Consider the following 14,276-nt stretch of genomic DNA (forward strand, 5'->3'; position numbering starts at 1 on the left):
GACCGTGTCTCAGATCTCCAGACCCTCGTTGACAACCGGAGTGTCGGCTCCGTATCGTCGTAAGCGGGTGCCCCGTTCCGATTATCCCCGTCTTCCCGAGTGAGGTTTCCGATGCCCCGCACCGTGTCCGAAGTGGCCGAGATCGTCGCGAACGCGCTGAGCGCCTTCGACGCCGCGCCGCTCGCCGACGTTCTCGCCGAGGACGCCGTCTACGAAATCCCGTTCACTGGCCACCGCTCGGCCGGCCGGGACGCAGTGCTGGCCACGCTCGGCGCGGGCAGCGCCGTCGCGGCCCGGATCGGCCTGGAGAAAGTCGAGGTCACGACCACGGAGACGGCGGACGGGTTCGCCGTCGAACTCGTCGCCGAGGGCCGCAATCCGCACACCGGGCACAGCTACCGGCTCCCGTCGTCCGCCGGGCTGCTGACCGTGCGGGACGGCGAGGTCACCCGGTACCGCGACTACCCGAACCACGGCGCGGCGACCGCGTTGCACGGGACGAAGCAGGTCTTCCAGCGTTTCCTCGACGCGGCTGTCGACAATCGCTGGGACGATCTCGCCGACCTGTACTCCGACGACGTCGTGATCGAAATCCCGTTCGCGCCGGCCGGGGTGCCGAAGGTGACGCGCGACCGGGAGGAGTTGCGCAAACGCTTTCACCAGGCCGGAGAGCGTCGCCGGATCACCAAGGCGGACCGGGTCGTCGTGCACGAGACCAGCGATCCGGAGGTACTGGTGGCGGAGTACGACCTGCACGGCGAGTACGAGGGCAAGCCGTATGTGTCGACGTACGCGATGGTGCTGACGGTGCGCGACGGCCGGATCGTGCACTCCCGCGACTACTCGGGCGCGCCTAGGTTCGAGGAGTAATCCCGCGGATGTCGTGGTCCGCGCCAGGAGCCGCGAACTTCAGCAGAAGCGAACCTTCGGTCTCGACCTCGGCGCGTTCGGCGGCGGTCAACGGCCGGAACGGCTCGATCTCCAGCGTCGCCGACGTCTTGTCCTGCCGCAGCTTCCACACCCCGGTGACCTGACCGTCCACCAGGAAAGTGGCACGCATCCCGTTGCCGGTCATGACGCGTTTGCGGTCTTCGGCGGAGATCACCCGGGTGCGGTCGGCGTGCGAGGCCAGCAGGTTGTCGTACTCCGGCAGGAAGCGGACCGGTGCCGGAATGTCGACGGCGGGGCGGGGTGCGTCCGGCAGGTCGAACAGCTCCGTCCCGCCTTCGTCCCGGAAGACCGCCAGCCGCGGCCGCAGGCTTTCCAGGACCGGACGCAGCCGGGTTCGGCCTGCCCAGGTCTGCACGTCGGCGGCCGAGGCCGGGCCGAAGGCGGCGAGGTAGCGCAGCACGATCTGTTCGGCATCGGCGGCGGAGGCCGGTTCGGTTCCGGTCCATTCGGCCGCCGCCGCGTACCGGGTGGTGCCGCCGATGCCCCAGACCGCCCGCGGCGGCACTTGTACCAGCGGCACGAGGTTGCGCACGACGGTGGCGAGCGCGTGCGGCTCGCGGTCAGGCCACTGTTCGTGCAATGCCGCCCGAAGTTCCTTGGGGGTAAGCGGCCGGGCGCGAAGCAGCGCCCGGCCCGACTCCGCCACTGCCGCGCGGTCCACCCCGGCCAGCGGATCCTTGAACGCGGTGTCGAGTTCACGGTCGAGCGCGTCTTGCGACCACGGACGCAAGGCACGGTAGTCCGCCACAGTGACCAGGTGAACGGTGCTGCGCATCAAGGCCACCCGCACCAGCCGACGGTCGGTCAGCGCGTCCGCCAGGTCGGCGGTGCGGAACGGCCGGATCCGGCTCCAGAGCCCGAAGTAAGGCGCGTACGGCGCCTGCGCTTGCATGCCGACCAGCCGCGCGACCGCCTCCTCGACGGTCGCGTCGGCCCGTTCCAGCAGCCACTGACGAGCCAGCAGAGCGCGTCCCAACGTTCGCCGCCCGAGCGTCATGGTGCGGTCCTTCCCGTTGTCGATCAGCTGCTGAAGTCGGCTCGGTGATCCGCGGTCCACTGGGCGTAGCTGCGGGCCGGGTGCCCGGTGACCTGCTCGACGATGTCGTTGACCGGTGCGGGTTTGCCGACCGTCTGCGCCATGAGGTCGAACAGGGCGGCCAGGAATTCCGGGTCCATGAACTGGCTCATCTGCTCCCGGACTGGCTCCGGATCGAGGTCTTCGACGACGAGCGGACGCCCCAGCGTCTCGCCGAGGACGCGAACCTGGTCCGCCTGGGTCAGCGAGTCCGGGCCGGTCAGCTCGTAAGCCTGCCCGGCGTGCCCGCCGCCGGTCAGGATCCGCGCGGCGACCTCCGCGACGTCCCGTTCGTGCACGGCGCTGAACGCCGCTTCGGCATACGGCACGCGGATGACGTCGCCGTGCGGAAGCTGCATCGCGAAGGTCAGCGAGTTGATGGCGGGGAACAACAGCCGCAGGAACGTCCACTCGATGCCGGTCTCCTCGACGGCCCGCTCCACGTCACGGTGGTACTGGGCGATCACGTCAGGCTGGTGTTCGGCGCCGGGAACGACCGCTCCGGAGGACAGCAGCACCAGCCGCCGCACCCCGGCCTTGACCGCGGCCGCGAGCAGCGGAGCGACGTCCATTCCGTACTGGAGGACCAGGAACGCGGCTTCCACCCCGGCCAGCGCCGGCGGCAGCGTCTCGGGCTTGGTCAGATCTGCGCGGACCACGTCGACCCCTTCCGGGAGCCCGGCCCGCTCCGGGGCGCGGGTCAGCGCCCGCACCGGCGCACCCGCGGCGACCAGTTCTTCCACTGCCTGACGTCCGAAGTGGGCGGTGGCTCCGATGACGAGATACATACGTGGTTCCTCCGTGCGGTTCCGTTTTCCGACTTGTCCCCACCGTAGGAGCCGATTAGGCAAGCTACGTTCCTATTCGCGAGGGATACTGAAAAAATGCTGGAAACCTCGGCGCGGTTGCTGCGCTTGCTCTCGCTGCTCCAGACGCCCCGCGAATGGACCGGAGGCGAACTGGCCGAACGGCTGTCGGTCAGCCCCCGCACCATCCGCAACGACGTGGAACGCCTGCGCACCCTCGGCTATCCGGTGCACGGCAGCCGCGGTTCGGTGGGCGGCTACCGGCTCGGGGCCGGGGCCGCGCTGCCGCCGTTGCTGCTCGACGACGAGGAGGCGGTCGCGGTGGCGATCGGGCTGCGCACCGCTGCCGGCGGCACGATCACCCGCGTCGAGGAGACTTCGCTGCGCGCGCTGGCCAAGCTGGAGAAGGTCCTGCCCGCCCGGCTTCGGCGGCGCGTCGACGCCATCCAGCGCTACGCCGTCGCGGTGCCCCGGGACGACCTCGGCCCGCGGGTGGACGCGGACGTCCTCAGCACCCTCACCGCCGCCTGCCGAGACCACGAACGCGTGCGCTTCGACTACCTCGGCCACGACGGCACCGAGAGCAGGCGAGACGTGGAGCCGTACCGGCTGGTCAACTGGGGACGCCGGTGGTACCTCGTCGCGTTCGACACCGCGCGGGACGACTGGCGGACCTTCCGCGTGGACCGGATCAGCCCGCGCACCCCGGCCGGCCCCCGGTTCCCGCCCCGCGACCTCCCCGAAGAGGCCGTCGACCAAGTCCGCCGGGGCGTGTCCTCAGCCGCGTGGCGGTACCGGGCGCGCGTCGTGGCGCAGGTGTCCGCGGAAACGCTGGCCGAGCGGATCAATCCCGCGATCGGCGCTGTCACGCCGCTTGACGACAACCGCTGCGTGCTGGATACGGGTGCGGACAGCGTCGAGACTCTTGCGGTTCATCTCGGTTCGCTCGGGGTCGACTTCACGGTGACGGAACCGCCCGAACTCGTCGAGGCCGTGCGTGCGCTCGGGGATCGGTATCAGCGCGCCGTCCGGTGAGTCTTACTGAGTCGCGGTCTGCGAAGCCGATGGCGTGAACAGGTGCTCCACCGTGGCCACCGTCCAGTCCCACACCCCCGGCACCAGCAAGATCCCCACCAGCGCGAACACCGGGAACACCAGCCGCGTCTCCACCTTCTTCCCGGTGTGCAGCCGCAGCGGTTTCGGCGGGCGGAGTTCGTACCAGGTCTCCCCCGCGATCGGCAGCGGGAACAGGAACGGGCAGCCCGACTCGGTGAGCGAATCGCCGAGGCAGTGCACGAAACAGCCGGCCGCGACGGCCACGCCGAGCCAGCCGGAGATGTCCGCCAACTGAGCCACCCGGTCGTCCGGAGCGGTGAAGTACCACCAGGCCACCGCACCGCCATAGGGAAGCAGCAGCCAGTCGCCCAGAGCCGCGACCGCGAGCAGCAAGCCGAACAGCAACACGCCCAGCACGGCCCAAGCCCCGCCGGCGGTACAGCCGGCGGAGGTAGCCGCGCCGAGGGCGACAGCGAACAAGAGGGTGTGCGACAGGTGCCGGTGCGTGCCGGTCACCTTTTCGTCGCGAGGGCCCTTCGTCAGGGCGTATACAGCTGCAGACACCCGGCGCAGCAGCCACGACAGCGCGCCGGTCAGCCAGCCGAACAACCGGGTCGCGCTGGCGCTGGGATGGTCCAGGTCCGGCAGCAACGCGAAGCCGGCCGTGGTGGCCGCGAAGACCACCGCCTGGTGCACCGAGCCGACGCCGACCGCGGGCGCGAGGGCGAGCCCCGCGCACCAGCCGGTCAGGGCGTGCGTGCGCCCCATCATGATGGTTATCCCCCAGGTCGCGGACCATTTCAGAGTCCGCGCGACCGTATCGGGAGATCAGGCCGGAGGTTCCTCCGACACGCTCAGGTGTTCGGCCACGCCGGTGAGCTCGATCACCCGGCTGACGGCCGGGCTCGGCACGACCTCGAGTTCGACGTCCTGCTCCCCGGCCTGCCGCTGGGCGTGCAGGACGACGTTCAGCGCCGATGAGTCGAAGAAGGTCACCCCGGTGAGGTCGGCCACCACGCGACGGGAATTCTTGTCCGCGATCAATCCGGCAAGAGCTTCCTGCAGCTGCGGGCTGGTGAGCAGATCGAGCTCACCCGTGACCACGACCCTCGGCTCGGCGGCCGCGGTGTCCAGCGTGATGCCGAATCCGGGCGGAGTGGCGTTCTGGTCGGCTGCGGGCATGCAGTTTCTCCTCGTCAGGCGCTGCTCCTGCGCCGGTACGCGCCTGTTGTCTCAAGAGGCAACCGTGTCACGGTCCCAAGCATCTGGAGACCCAACCCTAACCCAGTGGGTGACTGAGTCCGCGTCGGCACATGGCAACACCCTTGGCGCGCGGGCGACGGCGGACGCACAGCACCCCGCGCGCCGCAGGTGGGCGCGCGGGTCGCGGGGGTCGGTCAGCTCAGGCGGACACCGTCTTGCGCTTCGCTCGCCGTTCGCGCATGAAGAGCTCGCGGCGCTCGATCTCGCCGAGCCCGCCCCAGATCCCGTACGGCTCTTCGACGGTCATCGCGTGCTTGCGGCACTGGGCCAGCACCGGGCAGGTGTGGCAGATCGCCTTGGCACGGGACTCGCGGCGCTCGCGTGCGGAACCGCGCTCATTGTCGGTATGGAAGAACAGGCTGCTGTCCGCTCCGCGGCACGAGCCTTGAAGCTGCCACTCCCACTCCTCGGCCACCACGTTGGGCAGTCGGCTCACGTCAGCCATGTCGTCCCCACCTTTCCCGGGATCAGCACACTCGACGGCTACATGCCCGCCGGTCGCGGCGGTCAAACGCGGGTTTGGTTTGCTCACCCCCCGGGCATGTGGCAGATCGGGCACGAAAGACTGGCGTGGCACGCCGGAGAGAGGACAGCACGTGGAGGAGAACGCCCCGCTCGAGCGCGAGGACGCACAGCTCATCGAGGTGCGGACGGCGGCTATCCCGCACGTGGTGCCCACCCTGCGCACCATCGTCGCCGACATCGCGATGCGCCAGGACTTCGACCTGGACGCGGTCGAGGACCTGCGGATGGCCGTGGACGAGGCCTGTTCGATGCTGCTGCCCTCGGCCGCCGACGGCAAGCTGACCTGCGTGTTCTCCTGGCTCGAGGGCCGGATCGAGGTCACTGTGTCGGTGGTCTCCGACCGCGCCGAGCACGGCGACGAGACCGGTCTGTCCTGGCAGCTGCTGACCGCGCTCGCGACCTCCGCGCGGCGCACCGTGACCCCGGCCGACGGCCGGTACCTCTCCCGGGTGCAACTGGTCCGGGAGAGTGAGGCGGCCAGCTCGTGACGAACCCCGCCGGCGGCGACAAGCCCACCGACGTGGCAGCACTGTTCCACGAGCTGACGCAGCTGCCCGAGCACGCGCCGCGCCGCGAGGAGATCCGGGACCAGCTGGTGCGCGAGCATCTCGAACTGGCACGCAATCTCGCCCGGAAATTCCGCAACCGCGACGAGGCGATGGACGACCTCGTGCAGATCGCGACCGTCGGCCTGATCCACGCGGTGGACCGCTACGACCCGGCGCAGGGCACCGATTTCCTCGCCTTCGCGGTGCCGACGATCTCCGGCGAACTGCGCCACCACTTCCGCGACAACAGCTGGTCGGTCCGGGTGCCGAGACGGCTCAAGGAACTCAACGCGACGATCTCGGCCGCCCGCGAGGAATTGACCGTGCGGCTTTCGCGCGCGCCGAAGCCCAGTGAGATCGCGCGGCATCTCGGCGTGCCGATCGAAGACGTCTACGAGGGTCTGCGGGCCGGTCAAGGCCGTTACGGGGCCTCGCTGGACAACCTGCTGGAGAACTCCGCGCACACGCGCTTCGGCGCGCCGGACGCGAACCTCGGCCAAGCCGAACTGCGCGAGGCGCTGCGGCCGATGCTGGACAGTCTGCCCGAGCGCGAGCGCAAGATCGTGGCGTTGCGGTTCGGGTCCGGGATGAGCCAGTCGGACATCGCGCGCCGCGTCGGGGTTTCCCAGATGCAGGTGTCGCGGCTGCTCGCGGCGACGCTGAAAAAGCTCCGTACCGGACTGGCCGAGACTGACATCACCGAGGGCACCTGATTCGCTTTCGGCCGGGTTGGGTAAACACCACATGCGAGCACAGCGGCCGGGAGGTGCAGAAGCCATGACGACGTCGAGGATGCCGACCAGGAGCACCGGGGCGACTGCCGCCACCGTGCTTCTGGAGCTTCCGGACGACGTCACCGCGCCCGCCATCGCGCGGGCCCAGGTTCGCGCCGCGCTCGCCCAGCTCGACGTTCCCGCCCAGCTGCGCGACGACGTGCTGCTGGCGACCTCCGAGCTGGTCACCAACGCCTTCGAGCACGGCGACCGGCCGGACCGGCTGGAACTGCGGCTCGAACACGGCGAACTGATGGTGCGGGTCTTCGACACCTCTGCCTCCATTCCGCAGCTGAAGGAACCGGTCGCCCCGTCCGCGGCGCGCAGCCGAGGGCTGCAGCTGGTGCGCGCGCTGTCCCGGCGCTGGGGTTACGACCCGGCCGAGGGCGGCAAGTGCGTCTGGGCGGCGTTCGGCCTCAGCTGACGGCGGACGCCCACCACGAGCCCGGCCGCGCCGAGCACCCCCAGCCCGACTCCGAGCCAGCCCACGATCATGCGCGGCCGTTCGGCGGCCGCACAGCCTTCCGCGCCGTGCGCCTCGGCGATCAGCCAGCTCTCCGGGGTGCTGAGCGCCGTGCCGCAGCCGATCCGGACGCTCGTGGTGTCCGTCGGCGGGTCGCCCTGGCCGAACATATTCGCCGGAAGCCCCAGCATCTGGTCGCTTCGCGTGCCGTAGATCGCCCGGACGTCGGTCGGGTTACCGGCGTCGTCGAGGTAATAAAGGGCAGTCACCGGCAGCAGGAAGAACACGATCCCGGTGATGAAGCAGGCCGCGGACGCGAGTCCGATCCACAGCGCCGGACGCCGGGCGAGCGGTTTGCGCGATCTTCCCGGGAAGACCTGGTCATCCGGGCCGGGGGACGTCGCGGGGCGGGGATCGTCGGTCATCGTCGAGCCTCCTGATCGGGGACGGCAGGCTCGGTTGTAGTCCGGTTCGCCGGGACTGGTCCCCGGCGGGCGCTGTCCGGTTTTGTCTCGTTCGCTCCCGTTGCCGGTGCCTTACGCTCGCCGGATGCTGGACGCAATCGGGGTGACTGGGGAGGAAGAGCGGGTCTACCGGCTCCTCGTGGGGATGTTCGACGCCGGACCGCGGCAGGTCGCGGAGCAATTGGGGCTGAGCGCGGCGCAGGTGTCGGCGATCCTGCGTTCGCTGCACGCCAAGGGGCTGGTCAGCCTGGTCGCCGGGGACGAGCCGCGGTACGCGCCGTCGCCGCCGGACGTCGCGTTCGGGCCGTTGCTGATGCGCGGGCAGGAATCCCTGGAATGGGCGCGCACCGCGGTGAGCCGGATGGCCGAGGAGTACCGCGGCGGTGCGCGACGGCGGGACGCGACGCAGCTGGTCGAGGTGATCACCGGCAGCGCGGCGATCCGGCAGCAGCTGACGAACATCCAGGTCGGCGCCCGGCACGAGTTGCTGTGGTTCTGCCGGGCCGGGCACATCGCGATGGCGTCGGGCGAGAACGCCGACGAGTACGACGCGCTGGCTCGCGGCGTGCGGTACCGGGTCGTCTACGAGCGGGCGATGCTGGAAGAGCCCGGCATGATCGAGAACGTCGCGCACGGGATCCGGCACGGCGAGGAGGCGCGGTCGTCCACCGTGGTTCCGGTGCGGCTCGCGATCGCCGACGGCACCATCGCGTTGTGCCCGCTGGTGCAGAATCTCGACGGCTCCGGCGAACCGACCGCCGCGTTGATCCGCGAGAGCAGTCTGCTGGCCGCGCTGATCGCATTGTTCGAAAGCTATTGGGAACGCGCGTGGCCGCTGCGCGCGGACGGGACTCCGCAGGACGCTCCCGGCGGCGCCGGTCCGGACCGCGACGAGCTGCACCTGTTGTCGCTGCTGGTCGCCGGGGTGACCGACAAGGCGATCGCGACGCGGCTCGCGGTGAGCCAGCGGACCGTGCAGCGGCGGATCCACGACCTGATGACCCGGATGAACGTGCAGACCCGGATGCAGCTGGCGTGGGAGGTCAGCAGGCAGGGCTGGCTCGACGAGCCTGCGGCAGCCGGATAACCGCGGGGGGTTATCCGGCTGCCTCTTTCTCAGGAGAGCCCGTAGGCCCGGATCACCGTCTGCTGCACCGCGTTCCCGTCTCCGTCGGATCCGTGCACGCGCAGCGCGACGAACCCGTTGGTGCGGTCCAGCCGCGGATGGTCGACCACGGCGCGGAAGCGGCCGCCGCCGAGGCTGTCCATCCGCTTGACGTTCGTCCACGTGCGACCGTCGTCATAGGACACTTCGACGGTCAGCCGCGGATTCTTCGGCGCGGCCATGCCGTCCTGGTTGCGGACGGTGAACTCGACCGGCAGCGAACGCCCGGCGCGGGTCTGCTGCGCCAGATCGGTCTGCACGCCGTAATCCACCTGCAGCAACGGAAGCAGGTCCGTTTTGCCTTCAGCGGGCCGCTTCGATCCGAAGGTCCACGACGTTTCGGTGTGCGTGCCGTAGGCCCAGTCCGGAGTGGACTTGGTCAGCGCCAGGTCGAGCCGGTACTTCGCCGGGTCCGCCGAAGCGGGGAACTTGCCCCACGCCGCCGGGCCTTCCTTGACGAGTTTTCCGTCCTGGTAAAGCTTCGCGCTCACCTGGTCCGGTTGCTCATCGCCCAATTCCGCTTCGGAGAACGCGTAGTGCGAGGTTTCCGGATCGGCGAACTCCGGGATGCGGAAGGCGAAAGTGTCGCCGGTGCGCGAGGTTTCCAGTCCGGCTCCGCGCGGGATCGCCGGGCGGACCACCGGCGCGTACCAGTTTTCCGTCGTCCGTTGCCCAGGGCTCAGCGTATGTGGCTGTTCGAGCATGCCGACCCCCAGCGGCTGGAAAGTGTCCCAGCTGAGCTTGTTGTTCACCCGGTGCTGCCAGATCGTCTCGTCGGTCGAAACGATTTCCTCGCGGGCGGTTCCGGTGTGCGCGTACCGCTGATACTGGTTGATCGCGGTCTTTTCCCACGGCCGCCAGCCGAACCGCTGCTCGGAAAGCCACTCGTCCTTGCCGGTCGCGTGGTAATTCGCGGTGACCGTCGCACTGTTGCGCTCGCTGACCTGGTAGACGATCTTGTCCGGAATCTGGTCGTGCGTCACCTGCATGATGTCGTACAGGTACGGGCTCACCGGCGTGCCGTGCAGGAGCATGCTCGTGAAACCGAATTTCGCTCGGTCGGCCAGTTTCATGCCTTGTTCGTTCGTGACTCGCACGGCGGGAATCGGCAACCGCTTGCCGCGCGGCTGCCAGTGCGCGTACGTGTGCTCGTCGGGCAGGCTGACGACCATCACCATCGCGGCTCCCGCGGCGGCGGCCAGCTTCGCCGCCTCTTCCGGGTTGGTGCCGTCCTTCGCGGGGGTCACCACCGCGATTTTCCCGCGTGCCTTGGCGTATTGCTCCGGCTTGTTCGCGTCGACCGGGACGACGTCGAGCCATTTCATCCCGGAAATCGTCGGGGACGAGGCGTAGTAGAACAGTTCGGTCTTGATGCCGAGCCACGGCAACGTGGTCGCGGTCAGCATCGGCGCGGTGAGCTGCCACCGGGAGCCGAATTCGAACGTTCCGTTCTTCACCTTCTGCGTCGGCGTCACGTAGATGTGCCGGACGCCGGGGAATTCCATGACGTAGTTCGAGATCTTGCGCGAGCCGAATTCGCGGTGCGCGTAGCTGCTGATGATGTTTTCCAGCGTCGACGGCCGCGGCGTCTTGATCTCGACCGGCACCGCGTTCCGCGCGTCCAGCACCAGGTTCAGGTCCTTGGTGATGGTGAACTCGGGCTTGAGCACGATCGCGAGTTCCTCGTCCGGAGCCAGTCCGGTGTGGAACATCCCGCGGGCATAGTAGGTGCCCTCCGGGAGTTCGGTGACGAACGGATGGTCGCTTTGGATGGTCCGGACGATGTCGTACCGCATGTCGTCGCCGAAGAGCTGGAGATCCATCGGGTACGCCTTGCCGTCGCGCCCGATGCCGGTGATGCTCACCTTGTGCTTCGGCGGTTCCTTCACCAGGCCGACCGTCGTGTGCACGGCGCCGACGAGAACGCTGCCGGTGTAGTTTCCGGGCACCAGCGCGGCCGAGTCGACGGTGATCGCGACTGTCGCGGTCCCGTTGGCCGGAACCTCCACAGTGGACTTGTCGAGCTTCACCGCGTCGCCAGGAGTGGCCCCGTCACCGCGGCGCAGGTCGAGCTTCGGCGTGAGGGTGACCGGCGCGGAAGTCGTGTTGGTGTAAGTGATTTCCTTGCGCACCGGACCGCTGTCGTTAGTGACCGGGCCGAGATTCAGCGTGCCGGTCGCGAAGACACCGGGACGCACCGCCGCGGCCGCGACGTCCACTCGCCCGCCGCCCTGCTGGAACGCGTTCAGCCCCGCAGAAGGCTTCGACGTGCTGGCCAATCCGTCCTTGAGCTGCTGAGCGGTCCATTGTGGATACCGCTGCGCCAGAATCGCCGCCGCGCCAGCGACATGCGGAGTCGCCATCGACGTACCGGACGCCGCGGTGTAGTACTGATCCACCACCTCGCCGAGCGAAGTGCCGGCCGCGCGCGCCGCGACAATTCCCACGCCGGGCGCGGTGATGTCCGGCTTCACGGCCTGGTCGCCCTGCCGCGGGCCCATGCTGGAGAACGGGGCCAGCTCGTCCTTGCGGTCCACCGCGCCGACGGTCAGCGCGGAATCCGCGGTGCCCGGCGTGCCGATGGTCGACGCGCCTTCCTGTCCGTCGTTGCCCGCGGCGACCACGAACAGCGCGCCAGTGCGGGCGGTGAGTTCGTTGAGGCCGACGCTGAGGTCGTCGGTGCCGTCGGTCGCGCCGCCGCCGAGGCTCATGTTGATCACCTTGGCACCGGAGTTAGCGGCCCACTCCATCCCTTGCAGGACTTCGGAAGACGAGGCCGTGCCGTCGTCGCCGAGCACCTTGCCGACGTACAGCTTCGCGCCGGGTGCCGCGCCCTTGCGCGTGCCGCCCGCGGCCGCGCCGGTGCCCGCGATGGTCGCCGCGACGTGCGTGCCGTGGCCGAACCGGTCGACGACGTCCGGGCTGGTCGAGAAGTTGGCCGACTTGGCGACCTTGCCCGCGAGGTCCGGGTGGTTGGGGTCGTAGCCGGTGTCGAGCACGGCGACCGCGACGCCGGATCCGTCGAATCCGGCCGCCCACGCCTCCGGCGCCCCGATCTGCGGGACACTGCGGTCGAGCGACGCGTGCACCTTGCGGTCCAGCGTAATCCGTTCCACCGCACCGGAAGCCGCGTGCGGACCGGTGAAGGACTTCCAGAACTCCCCGGCGCGCTTCTTGTCTTCCCGCACCGCACGGCCGTTCACGCTGGGCAGTTCGGCGCCCTGCGTGGTGGCGGCGAGCGCCGGCGCGGCAGCGATCGAGACGCCCTTCGCGTAGTGCGCGATCATCGGCACCGTCGGGCTCGACTCGTCGGCGTACCCCTGCGCGATCAGGTCGGTGACGTTGAACAGGGCTTTGTCGAGGCGCTTGTCCGCGACGAGCGATACCGCGTCGGCCGGGATGACCTGCAGTTTTCCGTCCACTTCGGACTGCGTGAAGCGGATGTTCTCCCGCCCCTTGCCCGGCCGGACCGTCGCGATCTGCCTGCCGCCTTGGACGCTTTCGACTTGCACGACGTCACCGGTGAGCAAGGTGACCGTGTGCCGTTCACCGGGACCAGGCGCCGGTGAACCGCTCGCGGGCTCGGCCGCCGCGGGCGCCGCGTGGCCGAGTGCCGCGACCAGTGCGCCCGTGCAGCCGAGAGTGATGGCTCGTGATCTCCACGTCATCGCACAAGATTCGGGGCGAGCCGGGGTTCACGTCACTACCTCGCGGTGTCGCCGTTGCGACATGTCGCAACTGGGACAGCGCCTGGTTAGCCAGCCACCGTCGCGTAATACGCCATTAGGCGGTCCGCCAGTTCGTCCGGACGGCTCAGCAGCGCGAGATGGGAGCCGGCCATCTCGTCCGCGTCCACTCCCAGCCGCTCGCGCGCGACCCGACGCAGCAGATCCGCGGCGAAGAACCGGTCGTCGCGGAACAGCAAGACCTTCGTCGGCACGTCCGGCAGCCGCTCGCCCGGCCACGGAACGCTGTACTCGGCGCTGTTCTGATCCCGGCCGCGCCGCTCGTTTTCCTCCGCCAGCTCGGCCGGGACGTCTGCCATGAACTGCTCGGTGACGCTCAGCCCCTCGGTCGATTCGAAGCCGACGTTGCCCCACCACTCCCCCGGAGCTTCGCCCGGCGCGGGCACCATCCCGGCGACGAACACGAGAAGCCGCGCGCCGACCCGCTCCGCCACAAGTGGCGCGGTGAACCCGCCGTAGGAATGGCCGACCACGACGACGTCCTGCGCGTCGCCGATCGCCGAGACGACGGTGTCGGTGAACTCGGTCAGCGTCGCTTGCGGGTTCTCGATGGGCAGGTCCGGTGCCACGACCTCGTGGCCGGACGCCTCGAGCCGCGCGGCGACCAGGTGCCAGTCCCAGCCGCTGCCGCCGCCCCCGTGGATCAGTGCGAAGGTCGCCATGGGGCCCAGCTTGTCACGCTGGGCAGCGCTTCAGCATGTCCTGCAGCGCGTTCTTCTCCATGTCGGTGATCGTCAGCCCGTAGTAGTGCTTCACCGTGACCCAGTCGGTCGCGTAGGTGCACCAGAACGACACCAGCGGCGGCTTCCACTCGTCCGGGGCCTTGTCGCTCTTCTGCCGGTTCACGCTCGCCGTCACCGCGAACAGCTGCGGCCGGGTGAGGTCGTTCGCGAACTGCTCGCGCTTCTCCTGCGTCCAGTCGCGCGCGCCGCTCACCCAGGCCTGGCCGAGCGGGACCATGTGGTCGATGTCGAGCTGGGTCGCCTTGGTCCAGGTCTGGCCGTCGTACACGCTGAGCCAGGTGCCCGACGTCGGCTTGCAGTCGCTGCCCGCCTTGACGTCCTTGCCCGCGCGCTTGAGGACGGCCTCGCGGGTGTCGCAGTTGTCGCCCTGGCTGTCCCAGTGCTTGAACTTGTCGCGCGAATAGCCGGTCATGGTGCCGCGCGCGCCGATCTTCAGCTCGGACAGCTGCTTCGTCGCGTCCGCGGCGGACGCGGGCGCCGCCTCGGACTGGGTGTTGCCGACTTCGCGCTGGCCGTACCAAAACCCGACGACAGCGATGAGCAGCACGACCGCGAGCAGCACGGTGCGCTTGGTGGGGAACGGCCGGGCCATGGTGCGCGGGATCCTCTCGGGCGGGGACTTCGGGGAGCCGGAGTATGCCTGTCGCCGGGCCGGTAATCGCGCAGACACTCTCGGCAGCGCTCGAGCCGTGGCAAGG

At 69.6% G+C, this 14,276-nt stretch carries 15 protein-coding genes; 6 read left to right on the plus strand and 9 right to left on the minus strand.

Annotated features, from left to right (window positions below; all coding sequences use genetic code 11):
• Positions 1-111: 111 nt before the first annotated feature.
• Positions 112-870, plus strand: coding sequence for a nuclear transport factor 2 family protein (locus tag DMP23_RS32490; protein WP_337823391.1), 759 nt, complete (start codon positions 112-114; stop codon positions 868-870).
• Here the strand turns inward: DMP23_RS32490 and DMP23_RS32495 are convergent.
• Both DMP23_RS32495 and DMP23_RS32500 read right to left on the minus strand, forming a co-directional pair.
• Positions 854-1,948: a winged helix DNA-binding domain-containing protein gene (locus DMP23_RS32495; RefSeq protein ID WP_337823392.1), complete on the minus strand. Its 1,095-nt coding sequence runs from the start codon at positions 1,946-1,948 to the stop codon at positions 854-856. The genes DMP23_RS32490 and DMP23_RS32495 overlap by 17 nt on opposite strands.
• A gap of 23 nt (positions 1,949-1,971) precedes the next feature.
• Positions 1,972-2,814 (minus strand): NAD(P)H-binding protein, encoded by an 843-nt coding sequence (locus DMP23_RS32500; protein WP_337823393.1) that lies wholly within the window; start codon positions 2,812-2,814, stop codon positions 1,972-1,974.
• 96 nt (positions 2,815-2,910) lie between these two features.
• On the opposite strand from DMP23_RS32500, the gene DMP23_RS32505 reads away from it, so the two are divergent.
• Positions 2,911-3,867 carry a helix-turn-helix transcriptional regulator gene (locus DMP23_RS32505; RefSeq protein WP_337823394.1) on the plus strand — a complete coding sequence of 319 codons (957 nt, stop codon included), beginning with the start codon at positions 2,911-2,913 and terminating at the stop codon, positions 3,865-3,867.
• 3 nt (positions 3,868-3,870) lie between these two features.
• Here the strand turns inward: DMP23_RS32505 and DMP23_RS32510 are convergent, their stop codons facing one another.
• From DMP23_RS32510 to DMP23_RS32520, 3 genes are all read right to left on the minus strand, one after another.
• The gene (locus DMP23_RS32510; protein ID WP_037807679.1) at positions 3,871-4,656 is read right to left on the minus strand and encodes a metal-dependent hydrolase; all 786 of its coding nucleotides are present in this window, start codon (positions 4,654-4,656) and stop codon (positions 3,871-3,873) included.
• Positions 4,657-4,716: 60 nt separating this feature from the next.
• A complete protein-coding gene (locus DMP23_RS32515; protein ID WP_009086015.1) occupies positions 4,717-5,070 on the minus strand; it encodes an STAS domain-containing protein in 354 nt (117 codons plus the stop codon).
• A 220-nt stretch (positions 5,071-5,290) separates the two neighbouring features.
• Positions 5,291-5,596 (minus strand): WhiB family transcriptional regulator, encoded by a 306-nt coding sequence (locus DMP23_RS32520; RefSeq protein WP_009086013.1) that lies wholly within the window; start codon positions 5,594-5,596, stop codon positions 5,291-5,293.
• Between the two features lie 151 nt (positions 5,597-5,747).
• On the opposite strand from DMP23_RS32520, the gene DMP23_RS32525 reads away from it, so the two are divergent.
• The 3 genes from DMP23_RS32525 (at position 5,748) to DMP23_RS32535 (ending at position 7,421) form a co-directional block, all read left to right on the plus strand.
• On the plus strand, positions 5,748-6,164 hold the full coding sequence (locus DMP23_RS32525) for an anti-sigma factor (RefSeq protein ID WP_037807276.1): 417 nt from the start codon (positions 5,748-5,750) through the stop codon (positions 6,162-6,164).
• Positions 6,161-6,937, plus strand: a complete 777-nt coding sequence (locus DMP23_RS32530; protein ID WP_037807274.1) for a SigB/SigF/SigG family RNA polymerase sigma factor — start codon at positions 6,161-6,163, stop codon at positions 6,935-6,937. Before DMP23_RS32525 ends, DMP23_RS32530 begins: the two co-directional genes overlap by 4 nt.
• 64 nt (positions 6,938-7,001) lie before the next feature.
• On the plus strand, positions 7,002-7,421 hold the full coding sequence (locus DMP23_RS32535) for an ATP-binding protein (protein WP_037807271.1): 420 nt from the start codon (positions 7,002-7,004) through the stop codon (positions 7,419-7,421).
• Here the strand turns inward: DMP23_RS32535 and DMP23_RS32540 are convergent.
• Complete coding sequence (locus DMP23_RS32540) at positions 7,367-7,885, minus strand: hypothetical protein (protein ID WP_337823395.1); 519 nt, start codon at positions 7,883-7,885, stop codon at positions 7,367-7,369. The two genes, DMP23_RS32535 and DMP23_RS32540, sit on opposite strands and share 55 nt — an antisense overlap.
• Before the next feature lie 124 nt (positions 7,886-8,009).
• Here DMP23_RS32540 and DMP23_RS32545 point away from each other — a divergent pair, with 124 nt between their 5' ends.
• On the plus strand, positions 8,010-9,011 hold the full coding sequence (locus DMP23_RS32545; RefSeq protein ID WP_037807267.1) for a helix-turn-helix transcriptional regulator: 1,002 nt from the start codon (positions 8,010-8,012) through the stop codon (positions 9,009-9,011).
• A gap of 29 nt (positions 9,012-9,040) precedes the next feature.
• On the opposite strand, the gene DMP23_RS32550 is transcribed toward DMP23_RS32545, so the two are convergent.
• The 3 genes from DMP23_RS32550 to DMP23_RS32560 form a co-directional block, all read right to left on the minus strand.
• Entirely contained in the window at positions 9,041-12,757 is a 3,717-nt protein-coding gene (locus tag DMP23_RS32550) for a S8 family peptidase (RefSeq protein ID WP_337823396.1), read from the minus strand.
• An 86-nt stretch (positions 12,758-12,843) separates the two neighbouring features.
• Entirely contained in the window at positions 12,844-13,497 is a 654-nt protein-coding gene (locus DMP23_RS32555; RefSeq protein ID WP_134663872.1) for an alpha/beta fold hydrolase, read from the minus strand.
• Positions 13,498-13,510: 13 nt separating this feature from the next.
• On the minus strand, positions 13,511-14,170 hold the full coding sequence (locus tag DMP23_RS32560; protein WP_134663874.1) for an HNH endonuclease family protein: 660 nt from the start codon (positions 14,168-14,170) through the stop codon (positions 13,511-13,513).
• Positions 14,171-14,276 lie beyond the last annotated feature (106 nt).

Origin of the sequence: Amycolatopsis sp. A1MSW2902, assembly GCF_017312175.1 — a bacterium.
Lineage (GTDB): Bacteria > Actinomycetota > Actinomycetes > Mycobacteriales > Pseudonocardiaceae > Amycolatopsis > Amycolatopsis nivea.